This window comes from Salicibibacter kimchii (genome assembly GCF_003336365.1).
GTDB lineage: Bacteria > Bacillota > Bacilli > Bacillales > Marinococcaceae > Salicibibacter > Salicibibacter kimchii.
Window position 1 is genome coordinate 1,533,513 of the sequence record NZ_CP031092.1, and the last position, 12,838, is coordinate 1,546,350.

Here is a 12,838-nt window from a genome sequence, read left to right on the forward strand (position 1 = left end):
CTCGTTTTAAAATTAACGTTTTATCGGACCTAGGCATTCGCAATGAATTTTTTCCGGATATAGGTGGAGCATTGTTCTACAATTATAACGACGACTAAAATCAATAGAATCATCATCAAGGCTTCATCAAACTGCCGCATCGTCATGGCAACCGACAGCTCAACGCCAATTCCTCCCGCACCAACCAGCCCAAGGACCACGGCACCGCGAATGGCTTTCTCCACAGCAAACAAGCTTGTTCCCACAAAGGAGGGTACTCCGAGCGGAAGAACAGATCCGAAAATAACACCTGTTTGATTGGAGCCCGTCGATTGCACTGCTTCAATCGGTCCCTTTTCCATTTCTTCGATTCGTTCTGAAAAAAAACGGCCACAGAAACCGATCGTATCCACCATGATCGTCAACATCCCCGGGAAAGGTCCCAACCCTACCGAAATGACGAATATTAACGCCCATATTAAATCAGGAACGGTTCGAAGCAGGGATATAAATCCCTTGGCTACATAACCAATCGCTGGATGGGGCGTCGTGTTTCTTGAAGCAAGCAATGCAATTGGAAGACTAAGAATGACACCGAACACCGTTCCGACCAACGCGATTTGAAACGTTTCATACATGGCAACAAGTGCTGTTTGAAGCCTTTCCAAGTCAGGCGGAAAAGCACTGATGATAAAATGAAACATATTGACGATACCGGAAAAAAAGCGATCGACACTCATTTCCATTGATCCTAATCCGAGGATAAATAGAATGAGGCCGCCAATGGTGATGAGTATCATAGGCGGCGAAGGCAGCTTAAAGCGTTTCGGCATATAACGGTTGACGTTTTGCTCCTTAGCTTCAGATGCCATACCCTACCACACCTTCAAGCCGCTCCTCCTTTTGTTCTTGCGAGCTCATGTATAGTTCGTGCAACTCTGAACGTTGTATAAAGGGAACCGGCTTATCAAGCTGAACTTCACCCTGGTTCAACCCAATAATCCTTTCCCCATATTGAAGAGCGATGTCTGTCTGATGGAGAATACTTATAAACGTAAGTTGATTTTCCTTGCAAATCGAAACAAGGAGGTCCATAATTTCCTTTCCTGCTTTTGGATCTAGGCTGGCAATGGGTTCATCCGCCATAATCATTCGCGGACGCTGCATGATCATACGCGCGATGGCCACCCTCTGTTTCTGCCCTCCCGACAATTCATCCGCACCGTTGCCGGCCACGCTTTCCATCCCTACACGTTCAAGCGCCTCCATCGCTTCATTTCTCAAGGCTAATGACGCAATCGGCGCACACACTTTCCTGAAGGACTGCCGGCCGAGAGCACCAAATAAAACATTTTGCAGCACACTAAGGTTTTGGGTTAGATGATAATGTTGGAATACCAATCCAATATTTCGTCGAAATGCACTGCGTTCTTTTCTTTTTTTTAATTGCGATGGATTTTTTCCATCTATCTCCAAAAAGCCGCTCGTTATATTTTCAAATCCTGTCAAACAGCGGAATAATGTAGATTTCCCGGAACCATTATGACCCAGAATGACAACATGTTCTCCCGGGTAAATGGTAAGATCCAACGCTTTAAGCGCTTCAGTTCCATTGGGATAGACTTTAGATACTTCATGCATAGCCACTAAAAACACGTAAGACGACTCCTTTTCTTTAATCCTCCGACAAATCAAGTCCCAATTCTTCGTAAGCATTCCGCATGCTGTCATAATCCTCGTCATGGGCTTCCGCAAACGTACCATCAACGTATTTGTCATTTTCACCTGTTACTAGAATCGAGTCCAGCAGCGCTTCATCATTTTCGAGCATACTTTCCCGCATATGTTCAATTAAGTCGTCAGGAAGCTCCGGGCTTGCAACGAACACATCATTCGGAAGCGTTTCTCCCTCGGCAATCAATCGGAAATCGTCGTCCCCGTGCTCTTCAACCATTTCGTGGTAATCCTTAATTCCGGTAGCCATCACTTCAACATCACGATTTAGAAATGCATCAAAACGAGCCTCATCCAACAGCTGAATGTCAACGTCTTCATCCACGTCCATGCCCTCGTCGATGAGCATTTCACTCGGTCCGACATGTCCACTCGTTGAACCCGCATCTTTCATCGCGATGCTATGGCCTTCTACATCCGCCAATGATTCAATATCACTGTCTTCATGAACGATAAAAGCGGCATGATACTCACCTCTTTCAATGCCTGCAAGCAACTCGGCATCCGGTACAACCGACTTAACTTGTGCATACTCTGAAGGTCCGGCAAGAAGAACATCCACTTGATCGTATTCCATCGCAGTTGAACCAATCGTTCGATCTGTCACTGCAAAAAATTCAATGTCAACGCCAATCGTTTCTTCCAATTCTTCCTGAAAAGGTTCAAATTCTCGTTGCAATTCTTCCATTCCTTCAACGCCCGTATCGGCAAATCGAAGCTCATCCGGCCAGTCTTCACGGTCCCCTTCTTCTACAGAATCCTCTGAGTTTGCCTCTTGTGCAGCGGCCTCTTGGTCTTCTCCCTCTTGTTCATCCCCGCAGCCAGCGAGCAGAATGGCTGCCCCTAACAGTCCGATTATCCCTTTTGGTTTTATCATACGTTTCTTCTCCCTTCATTTTTTTACCAGTTAGTATGATACATAATAATTATTAATGTTCTATAATTATAGTGTTAAAATTTTGTAAATAAGCACACCCCTCCCACCAAACATTGCCGTCTTACTTGGTTTCAAAGCTCACTTTGGTTTTCATCGTGCTTTCGTAATCTTTATAATGTTTAGCCGCAACCTTTTTCAGTTCTTTTTCAATAATCGGCTGCCAATAAAAAGTGATGGGAAAAGCACCGCCTATGGCTGCATCTACAATCGCGAGATAATAAGCACGTTTTCCATCACCATTCATAACTGCTCCAAACCCCCATTGGTCTTCAATCGATACCGTGCATTCGGTGATTTCTGTTTCTCCAAGATAAAAAGCGCCTCCCGAAACCGTTTCTTTTGCCTGAAGCATGAGCAATGACCTCTGTGGAGGTTTCATTATATGTATTTCATACTGTTCCATTATCGGCGAAACCATCTCGTGAATAACTTCCAAATCAGCATCGTTCAAGGCTTCAGACCATTTTTTTACTGACACCAAATCCCTCCTTCGTTTTCTTTTCAGTTCTAATCATACAGTAGAAATATAAAGAAGGAGTTAATGTATGATAAAGATTCAGTAAAGAAAAAAAGAATTTTTTGTAAATTTTAGTTCTTCATCAAATCATTACACACAGTTAATAAACACTTTATATTCAGGTGATATGGTTGATGTATAAAAGGAAGGAGGAAAAACATGAATATACGTGCATTGTTCATTGATATGGATGGAACATTGCTGACGTCATCAAATGAGATTTCACAGCGCAATGCGAAAGCTATCAACAAATTGAGTAATCAGGGTGTTAAAGTTTTTCTGGCGACCGGGCGTCAATATGAGATCACAGCACCTTACCATCGGCTGCTTAACTTGAAGACGCCAATGATCTGCCTGAATGGTGCTTCTCTGCATGATGGATTCACGGGAAGGGTTGTCCAGATGAACCCGGTTGTGTTGGATGAGGCGCATTTTCACCAAGTTACGAATGAAAACACGTGCAATGTTGTTATGCACACAACTGAGGGCCTCTATTGTAACAGCACGTCTAAAGTGATTGATGAATGGACCAGGGAGAGCAAGATTCCGCCAAGGTATATCGGCGATTTACGACATGCAGATTACCGGAACGTGCTGAAATACAATATCATGACCGGCTATCATGGCTCGCATATGTCACATTTGTTCAGTGACGAAGCGGATGTCATTGACTGGAAAAACGGGTTTGAGATTGTTGCACCCGGTGTTTCGAAATGGGCTACCATTCAGATGCTTATTAGAGCGTTTGGTATCCATCCTGAAGAAACAGCAGCCATCGGTGACGGTCCAAACGATATCCAAATGCTGCGTCATGCCGGATTCAGCGCTGCCATGGCGAACGCTGGCCAAGAATTGAAAGCGGCCGCAGATGTTACTACCGGTCACCATGAACAAGATGGTCTGGCTGAATTTATTGAAAAACACCTCGTTCGGTCATTTACTGCAACGAAGACTTGAATGAATAAAATTTCATAATGTTTGATTCCGATATCGTCTTTCGATATCATTTTTTGTGTCGTTGAAGGAAAAGGATGGAAGGGAAAATGCTTGAAAATCTTTATTCAGATCAGGAATCAACGCTTAGAAAAGAGGTACAGTAATGCCTTATTTTAAACAGCTATTAGAGATATTACTTGTTTCTACAAGACTTTGACTGACTTCGTTTGGCGGTCCTATTGCTCATTTAGGTTATTTTCATGAGGAGTATGTTCGCCGAAGGAAATGGATGGATGAAAAAAGTTACGCTGACTTAGTTGCGTTAAGTCAGTTTTTACCCGGACCAGCCAGCAGTCAAGTTGGGATCGGTATCGGGGTCATGAGAGGTGGAATATTTGGTGGTTTTATTTCTTTTCTCGGATTTACATTGCCATCCGTCATTGCTCTGATCCTATTCACATTTCTCGAACAGGAGTTTGGAGTCGGAGATGCTGGCTTTATTCAAGGATTGAAGATTGTAGCTGTAGCTGTCGTTGCTCATGCTATCCTTGGTATGGCTCAAAATTTAACGCCAGACCTGACAAGAAAGACCATTGCGTTATTTGCATTAATTGCAACATTGATGATCCCTCATTTTCTTTCGCAAATTGGCGTCATCCTGGTGGCTGGATTATTAGGTTACTTTATATTTAGGAGCAGTCAAAATGAAGAACAGCTATCCATGACATTTCCAATTTCAAAACGGTTTGGGGGGATTTGCTTAACATTATTTTTCGGACTATTGGCGGCCCTCCCGATTTTAAGTCATTTTAGCTCAATCACTTGGATGAGCATATTCGATAGCTTTTATCGCGCAGGAGCCTTAGTTTTCGGAGGCGGACATGTCGTCCTTCCTCTTTTGGAACGAGAATTTGTTCCGACAGGACTCATTAGTGAAGAATCTTTTCTTGCCGGTTATGGTGCAGCCCAGGCTGTTCCAGGTCCTCTCTTTACATTCGCTTCCTATATCGGCGCTGATATAGGTGGATGGGCAGGCGGATTAATGGCAACAGTGGCGATCTTTTTACCAGCGTTTCTTCTCATATTAGGTACGTTACCGTTTTGGTATTCGTTGAGGCAAAATAGGAAGATTAAGGGTGCCTTTATGGGGGTTAATGCGGCCGTTGTAGGCATACTCATCTCTGCATTTTACCAACCCATATGGACAAGTGCCATTCTCACCCCTTTAGACTTTGCGTTGGCTGCACTGTTGTTCTTTATGCTCGTTTATTTGAAACTTCCGCCTTGGATCATTGTTCTTTCCGGTGCCATAGGCGGATCACATATAACTCTCTTTTAAGAATAGGGACAGAAGTTGAAAACTAATAAATCGCATGAAATCAAGGTTTTTAAATTTGAATTCGTGCGGTATAAGCCCATCATGTTGTTTTCGCAAATTGTTGAATACGCTGGCCGATTTCATCACGTACGCGTTGGAATTCAGCCCACTTCTCTTTGTCTGATCCTTCCGCTTTTGCCGGATCATCAAACCCCCAATGTTCACGGCGAACATGCGGCGGTGTCATCGGACAACGATCCGCCGCATCGCCACAAAGGGTCACAATCATATCAACGTCATTCCATAAGTCCTTATCAATAACGTCTGATGTTTGATTAGAAATGTCAATATTGACTTCATTCATGGCTTTGATTGCATTTGTATTTAAACCGTGAGCTTCAACACCTGCACTGTATACATTCCATTCCTTACCTAAATAATGTTTGGCCCATCCTTCGGCCATTTGGCTGCGACATGAGTTTCCCGTACAAATAAAATAAATCGTTCTTTTAGACATGATAGTTTTTTCTCCTTTTTTCTTTAACTAATGATCATTAACCAGAGATAGAGACCGAGCAAGGTAATAAATAAGACGGGTAATGTAATGACAATGCCTGTCTTAAAGTACGTGCCCCAGGAAATCTTGACGCCTTTTTGCGTAAGGACGTGGAGCCACAATAGTGTGGCTAACGAACCAATCGGGGTAATTTTTGGCCCCAGGTCTGACCCGACCACATTTGCATAAACCATGGCTTCTTTCATCAATCCCGTTGCTGCTGTTGTATCAATCGCGATGGCATTGATCATGACCGTGGGCATATTGTTCATGATGGAAGACAGAATCGCTGCCAAAAAGCCCATGCCCATGGTTGCCGCAAAAACACCTTGCTCAGCAACATATTCAAGTCCTGAAGCTAGAACATCCGTTAAACCGACATTTTGCAGGCCAAACACAACGACATACATCCCAACTGAGAAAAAGACAATATTCCATGGTGCACCTTTGAGGACAGAACGTGTCGCGACAGCTGGACTCTTACTAGCAATCCCTAAAAAGATAAGAGCAATCATGCCCGCAACAATGGATACAGGAATATGTAGAAATTCGCTAACGAGGTAGCCCACTAGTAAAACAGCTAAAACAAACCACGAGATCCGAAACATTTTTTCATCTTTAATAGCTGTTACAGGCTTTTGCAGTTTTTCATAATCGTATCGTTTTGGAATGCTCTTTCTAAAGTATAGATACAAAACAAGAATACTGGCCACTAATGAAAAGAAGTTCGGAACAATCATCCGTGTTGCATATTCTATAAATCCAATCCCAAAGAAGTCCGCCGAAACAATGTTAACCAAGTTACTCACAATTAACGGTAACGAAGTGGAATCGGCAATAAATCCACTCGCAATAATAAACGGAAACACCATCGTTTCGTTAAAATTCAACGAGCGAACCATGGCTAAAACGATGGGCGTTAAAATTAAAGCTGCCCCGTCATTGGCGAAAAATGCAGCGACAATAGAACCTAATATACAAACATATACAAACATAAGCACGGCATTCCCTTTGGCCGCACGCGTCATATGTAGTGCCGACCATTCGAAAAAACCTATTTCATCTAAAATTAACGAAATAATAATAACAGCAACAAACGTTAGTGTGGCGTTCCACACAATGCTAGTCACTTCAATGACATCTCCAACTGAAACAACACCGAGAAGTAATGCAATGATGGCACCACCACAGGCAGACCAACCAATATCGAGGTTTTTGGGCTGCCAGATGACCAAAACGAGCGTAATGATAAATATAGCAGATGCTAAAATGATTGAAATCAACGTATGCGTTCTCCCTTACGATATCAAGTGTTTCTTTCTCGAAAAGTATGGTATATACCCTGTTAAAGGCAGCCAGTGGCCGCCTTCATGATTAATTAAAAGTGCATGGAATATTAACCTGCGCAACATGCATCTTCAGTTTCTTCTACATCATCCTTTGTATAAAAATATTCCCACTCATTCCCATCAGGATCCGTTACCCAAAACTTATCTTGAACGGCGTAGCAACATGTTGTATCCATTTCTTCGCGGGCAAAGAACCCAACTTTTTCAAGCCTTTCTTTATGTTTGGTCACTTCATCTTTGCTCTCCAATTGTACGCCTAAATGGTTAATCTGATTTCCTCCAACTTGTTCTGTCGGTGTTAATGTTAAGTTTAAATTTGGATCAGCCGTGAGAAATTTGATATAATCGTGTTTTTCCTTCGCAGGCTTGACGCCTAACATGTTTTCATAAAAGGATTTACTCTCCTCTAAATCCCTCACGTTTAACCCGATGTGCACGTTGGTCATACACACATCTCCTTTGTCATCAAGTTTTTTTGATTTATTTACTAACACTTATTGAATCCGGGTTTAAACACACAACATAATTCATCCGAGAGTACTCGATCCATTTCCCCTTCGTTAATCTCATAATAACTCCATGTCCCTTTAGTTTCCCTCACTAAAAGGTTAGCATCCATCAGTATTTTTAGATGATATGACAGCTTCGATTGGCTCATATCTAACTCTTCCGTAAGGTGACAGACACAAGTTTTTCCTCTTCGACTCAACATATGAAGTAAATGCAATCGTTTTTTATCTGCTAAGGCCTTAAACGTATGTTCATACTTCTCTAAAGTATTGATGGAGAGTTCATCAACGTGTGATACTGCATCCAAATCATCCACCCCCTTAATCAAATATTATTGATTAATCAAACAATAGCACAAATACTTCTAATAAATCAAGTTAATTTGATTCAAAGTATTATGATCCAATATTCAGATATTATTAAGTGTGCACACTAAACAAAAAGTTTCCGTATATATTCACATTTTTTATGGGAACACTTGTTTTGTTGTTATGATGTGTTACTCTATATGTAATCAACCCCACTGATGGAAAAGAACAATGGATTCTCGCCCACATTGAAGTTCAAGACTACAAAGATGATGACATTGCTGAACGTATGTTTCAATATTTCTATCGCATATTTGACAAGTATCAACAAAAAATTCACACCATTGCCCTCCTCGCTGATCCCGATCGTTTCTTTCAAACCAACAGCCTACAACTATCATTTTCACGGCACGGAATTAACTTATGTTTACAATACGTATAAGTTTCTCGATCAGGATGAAGAGGAATGATTGCAATCGGATAACCCATTTGCATATGTTGTGTTGGCAGGTATTTATACGATAAAAAGCAAAAACAACGCCAGCAAACGTTACCAATTCAAGCGTCGTTTGTTCGCATTGATACTGAAGGATCAAGAGAAAAACGCCACAGAATATGTTAATGCCTTGTTATATTTTATCGACTATTTAATGAAAATCCCAAAGGAGATGACAGAGAAATTGCAAAAAGACATCAAGCCAGTGATTGGAAAGGAGGCGAACGATATGGATAAACAGACGTATCCCGATCCACCGACATTGAAACCTATTTTTGATGAGCTGCGGGAGAAAGGAAAAGAAGCAGGGAAAAGCGAGAGGACAAGAGAAATAGCCGAAAAAATGTTAAAAAAAGATTTTTCAGTTGAAGAGATTCTTGAGGTAACAAACCTTACGGAAATAGAGTTGGAAGACATTAAAGGTCAGATGTAGTATTCATACGCGTCACATTCCAAGGGTCTGCTGTTCAGCAGCAGACCCTGTTAAATCATCCGACAAGCCCGGGCAAGTGTTCTACTACGACGACGTATAATCTCCCCCATTAATATGAATCGCTTGTCCGGTCATGTAGGAAGATTCATCTGCCGCGAGCATGACATAAGGCCAGGCATGTTCCGAAGGTTGGCCCGGGCGGTTGATCAAGCCACCTTGACCAAAATTTTCGACGCCATCTTCATCGAAAGAAGACGGGATTAACGGTGTCCATACTGGCCCGGGAGCCACTGAATTCGCGCGAATTCCTTTATCGGCAAGGCTTTGCGCGATACTGCGGATAAATGAAGTGACTGCTCCTTTTGTTGCCGAGTAATCCATAAAAATCGGGTTCCCGCGGTAGGCATTAATGGAAGAAGTGGCAATAATCGCATCCCCTGCCTGCATGTGACGGACAGCAGCTTTAGTTAAATAAAAATGGGAAAAGAAATTGACCCGAAATACATCCTCGAACTGCTCTGTGGAAATATCAAGTATGTCATCCCGCACATATTGAATCGCCGCATTGTTGACGAGAACGTTAATCTTTCCGAACGCCGCGACGGTTTGTTCCACGAGGTCCTGACAATGGGATTCACGCTTAATGTCACCGGGCAGAAGTAAACATCTCACCCCTTCGGCTTCAACCATTTCTTTCGTTTCTTCGGCATCTTCATGTTCATCTAAATAGGAAATGGCCACATCAGCGCCTTCTTTTGCATAAAGAATGGCCACCGCACGCCCAATGCCGCTGTCACCGCCGGTAATCAACGATGCCTTTCCTTTTAGTTTATCCGTCCCTTTATAATCCGTAGGCTGAGCAGGCCTTGGCTGCATCTGCGATTCAATGCCCGGTTGCTTATCTTGGCGTTGCCGGAGTGTACGTCCGATCTGCATCTCCCGTGGATCCATTGGCTTTTCCTCCTTAGCCATTTATTGTCTCCATTTCCCATTTTATTGGCATAAAAAACTTATTTCTTTTTCTTATTGGCTTTTTCAGCATCAGATTTGATATCTACGTCTGAGCCAAATTCGGTTTGAAGATCTCTCGTTGAGGTATCACCAGAGCTTGACTCAGGATTGTTCAAAACGAATCTTTCCATATATAAGTGGAAAAATCCCTCGCCTGTCGCAATACCGAAAGCGGAAACTATGCAGTATAAAACAAGCCCTTCAAATGGGAATAGGACCGCGCCCAATACCCATAGTCCTGCCCCTGTAAGCGCAAAATCAACGACAGTCGCCAATGTATTCCCGAAGTTTTGCAATACATACAAATCACCGACGAGGAACGAAACACCCGTGAGTAAAACACTGACGAGCAGTATATTCGCAAACGAAACCCCGCCAAAAAAGCCTAACAGAACCCATAACACGAGCGTAATCATGAGTAATTTAATGATTAATGCACCAACATACCTCAATTTAGCAACCCCCTTTTTACTTACGTATTAGCTTGTCCTATTTTTGTTTCATTAACCACTAACGGACAATAATGGATGACCAAGGAGGAGAAATTCTACGTCCGGAACGCTTCCCAAAGGTTCTGCCGAGATGTTGTTCCCGCTCTTGCCCCGGCCTGGATAGCTTGCCTAACATCATTTTCGGTTTCGATCAGCCCGCCTGCAATAACGCCAATCCCCGTTTCCTCGTGCACTTTGGAATGTAGGAAGGGATAACGCCCGGAAGCAACTCGATCACATCCGGCCCGACCGTTTCGGTCAGTTGATAACTCGTGTGAAGGGCGATCGTGTCTAAAAGGAACATCCGCTGAATCGCCATGATGTTGTTCTTTTTAGCGATTCGGAGCATATCGCCCCGCGTAGAAATAATGCCCGCAGGTTTAATCGTTTGGGAGAGAAATTCCGCTGCATACCGATCGCTTTTAAGTCCCTGCACAAGATCAGCGTGGATAATCATTTTTTTATCCGCTTCCCGTGCCGCTTTCCTCATTCTGGCAAGTTGGGAGATGTGCACTTCCAGGACGACAAAAAATGACTCATCCCGCTTTAATACACGCTCAAAATCTTTCATGGCTTTCACAGCCGGAATGATTTTTTGCTCATTAAACACATCAACACCCCATCACTTTTCAACTGTCATGATTTCCCACATGTTATTGAGGTCAGTTACGCGTTTTGCCTTTTCCTCTTTGGACCACTGGAACATCACTGCCATGGCTTCGACAACGGCATCTTTATTTTTTCGCGCCGTGTCGATATCAAACAACAAATACGACGTGCGACGAAGTAAAAAATCGACCGGTGTGAGCGTCATTTCATTTTCTATAGCATAACGTAACGACGCCCAAACAGCTTTCGGAAGCTGAAACGTCTCGGCTTCATCATCTTCAATATACATGAATACTTGCGAGACGTTGGACCCGTAACGTTCCACCAACTCCCTGGCCGTATTTTCGTCTAGACCAAGTTTCATGCCGGCGTTAACGAATGTTTTGTTAAAAGAAACAAGTTCCTGCGATCCGCCAACATCCCCGCCGGAGAGGACAAGATTTTTCGTTTGGCAAGCCGGATAGGATGCCCCCGTTTCCTTTTCCAACTCCTCGGCGACCATCGAGACAATGGAATCGGCCATTTTACGGTAGCCGGTTAATTTTCCGCCTGCAATCGTCATTAACCCACTTTCCGAGTGAAAAATTTCGTCTTTGCGGGAAATGTCCGAAGGGTCCTTCCCCTCTTCATGGATAAGCGGCCGTAACCCTGACCAGCTCGATTCCACATCGTCTTTGGCGATATGATAGCCTGGAAACATGGCGTTGGTTCCTTTTATAATATAAGCAATATCCTCATCCGTCACTCCCGGTTCGCGCTCGTCTCCTTCATAGTCCGTTTCCGTCGTTCCCACGTAGACTTTGTTTCCCCGCGGAATCGCGAACATCATACGCCCATCCTTAAAAGGTGTATCAAAATAAATCGCTTGTTCCAGTGGCAAACGCTTCTTGGAAAAGACGAGGTGAACGCCTTTGGATAGTTGAATCGTTTTGTCTGTTTTCGAACGATCCTGCTCCCGTAAGTGATCCACCCACGGGCCGGTCGCATTAACAATTTTCTTCGCGTAAATTTTGAACGCCTTATCGGTGTGCGCATCGCGAGCAACAACGCCGATCACTTTGCCATTGTCATAAATAAATGATTCTGCCTTTACATAGTTGGCAAGATGCGCACCTTTTTCCGCCGCCGTTTTCGTGACTTCCAGCGTTAAGCGGGCATCATCGGTGCGATATTCCACATACATGCCTGCGCCGCGCAGCTGTTTACCTGCTAATATCGGCTCTTGTTGTTTCGCTTCTTTCGCACCCATCATCGTGCGCCTTTCTGCTTTTTTTACCCCGGCAAGTCGGTCGTAAATCGATAGCCCCATCGATGTTGTAAAGGCGCCGAATGTTCCGCCTTTATAAAACGGCAACATCATGCGTAGCGGTGTTGTCACATGCGGCGCATTTTCATAAACAATCGCCCGCTCTTTTCCCACATCCGCCACCGTTTTAAATTCAAAATTCTTCAGGTAACGCAAACCGCCATGAATAAGCTTCGTGGATCGGCTCGAGGTCCCGGCAGCAAAATCCTGCATTTCAATAAGACCAGTATCCATCCCGCGGGTTTGCGCATCAAGCGCAGTTCCCACACCTGTAATGCCTCCTCCGATAACTAATAGATCTAAATTCGTCTTACTCATATGTTCAATGGCTATATCTCGTGATTGTGC

The 12,838-nt window shown here is 43.5% G+C and carries 15 protein-coding genes and 1 pseudogene; 4 read left to right on the forward strand and 12 right to left on the reverse strand.

All coding sequences use genetic code 11. The features are described from left to right. Positions 1-29: 29 nt before the first annotated feature. From phnE to phnG, 4 genes are all read right to left on the reverse strand, one after another. Positions 30-851 (reverse strand): phosphonate ABC transporter, permease protein PhnE, encoded by an 822-nt coding sequence (gene phnE, locus DT065_RS07640; protein WP_227002766.1) that lies wholly within the window; start codon positions 849-851, stop codon positions 30-32. Then, positions 841-1,635, reverse strand: a complete 795-nt coding sequence (locus DT065_RS07645) for a phosphonate ABC transporter ATP-binding protein (RefSeq protein WP_227002767.1) — start codon at positions 1,633-1,635, stop codon at positions 841-843. The genes phnE and DT065_RS07645 overlap by 11 nt, the downstream gene beginning before the upstream one ends. Positions 1,636-1,654: 19 nt before the next feature. Then, positions 1,655-2,590, reverse strand: coding sequence for a phosphate/phosphite/phosphonate ABC transporter substrate-binding protein (locus DT065_RS07650; RefSeq protein WP_114372221.1), 936 nt, complete (start codon positions 2,588-2,590; stop codon positions 1,655-1,657). Between the two features lie 121 nt (positions 2,591-2,711). Continuing rightward, positions 2,712-3,128, reverse strand: coding sequence for a phosphonate C-P lyase system protein PhnG (gene phnG / locus DT065_RS07655; RefSeq protein ID WP_160112452.1), 417 nt, complete (start codon positions 3,126-3,128; stop codon positions 2,712-2,714). 198 nt (positions 3,129-3,326) lie between these two features. Between phnG and DT065_RS07660 the strand changes: the two genes are divergently transcribed. Further along, entirely contained in the window at positions 3,327-4,124 is a 798-nt protein-coding gene (locus DT065_RS07660; protein WP_114372225.1) for an HAD family hydrolase, read from the forward strand. A 196-nt stretch (positions 4,125-4,320) separates the two neighbouring features. Then, positions 4,321-5,442 carry a chromate efflux transporter gene (gene chrA / locus DT065_RS07665; protein ID WP_227002801.1) on the forward strand — a complete coding sequence of 374 codons (1,122 nt, stop codon included), beginning with the start codon at positions 4,321-4,323 and terminating at the stop codon, positions 5,440-5,442. 79 nt (positions 5,443-5,521) lie between these two features. On the opposite strand, the gene arsC is transcribed toward chrA, so the two are convergent. The 4 genes from arsC to DT065_RS07685 all read right to left on the reverse strand — a co-directional run bounded on the left by arsC (position 5,522) and on the right by DT065_RS07685 (position 8,143). After that, positions 5,522-5,938, reverse strand: a complete 417-nt coding sequence (gene arsC, locus DT065_RS07670; RefSeq protein WP_114372227.1) for an arsenate reductase (thioredoxin) — start codon at positions 5,936-5,938, stop codon at positions 5,522-5,524. Between the two features lie 23 nt (positions 5,939-5,961). Continuing rightward, positions 5,962-7,260, reverse strand: coding sequence for an arsenic transporter (locus DT065_RS07675; protein WP_114372229.1), 1,299 nt, complete (start codon positions 7,258-7,260; stop codon positions 5,962-5,964). Positions 7,261-7,373: 113 nt separating this feature from the next. Continuing rightward, positions 7,374-7,772, reverse strand: coding sequence for an ArsI/CadI family heavy metal resistance metalloenzyme (locus DT065_RS07680; protein WP_114372231.1), 399 nt, complete (start codon positions 7,770-7,772; stop codon positions 7,374-7,376). A 41-nt stretch (positions 7,773-7,813) separates the two neighbouring features. Further along, a complete protein-coding gene (locus tag DT065_RS07685) occupies positions 7,814-8,143 on the reverse strand; it encodes an ArsR/SmtB family transcription factor (protein ID WP_114372232.1) in 330 nt (109 codons plus the stop codon). A 248-nt stretch (positions 8,144-8,391) separates the two neighbouring features. Between DT065_RS07685 and DT065_RS19850 the strand changes: the two genes are divergently transcribed. Then, the gene (locus DT065_RS19850) at positions 8,392-8,586 is read left to right on the forward strand and encodes a hypothetical protein (protein ID WP_418314664.1); all 195 of its coding nucleotides are present in this window, start codon (positions 8,392-8,394) and stop codon (positions 8,584-8,586) included. Positions 8,587-8,614: 28 nt separating this feature from the next. Next, complete coding sequence (locus DT065_RS07695) at positions 8,615-9,073, forward strand: RpnC/YadD family protein (RefSeq protein ID WP_114372236.1); 459 nt, start codon at positions 8,615-8,617, stop codon at positions 9,071-9,073. A gap of 84 nt (positions 9,074-9,157) precedes the next feature. Here DT065_RS07695 and DT065_RS07700 read toward each other — a convergent pair whose 3' ends face one another. The 4 genes and pseudogenes from DT065_RS07700 to DT065_RS07715 all read right to left on the reverse strand — a co-directional run bounded on the left by DT065_RS07700 (position 9,158) and on the right by DT065_RS07715 (position 12,808). Continuing rightward, on the reverse strand, positions 9,158-10,024 hold the full coding sequence (locus tag DT065_RS07700) for an SDR family oxidoreductase (protein WP_114372238.1): 867 nt from the start codon (positions 10,022-10,024) through the stop codon (positions 9,158-9,160). Between the two features lie 59 nt (positions 10,025-10,083). Continuing rightward, positions 10,084-10,536 carry a YndM family protein gene (locus DT065_RS07705; protein WP_114372240.1) on the reverse strand — a complete coding sequence of 151 codons (453 nt, stop codon included), beginning with the start codon at positions 10,534-10,536 and terminating at the stop codon, positions 10,084-10,086. Between the two features lie 95 nt (positions 10,537-10,631). Further along, positions 10,632-11,146: pseudogene (locus DT065_RS07710) on the reverse strand (glycerol-3-phosphate responsive antiterminator). 51 nt (positions 11,147-11,197) lie between these two features. Continuing rightward, a complete protein-coding gene (locus tag DT065_RS07715) occupies positions 11,198-12,808 on the reverse strand; it encodes a glycerol-3-phosphate dehydrogenase/oxidase (protein WP_114376165.1) in 1,611 nt (536 codons plus the stop codon). Positions 12,809-12,838: the final 30 nt, after the last annotated feature.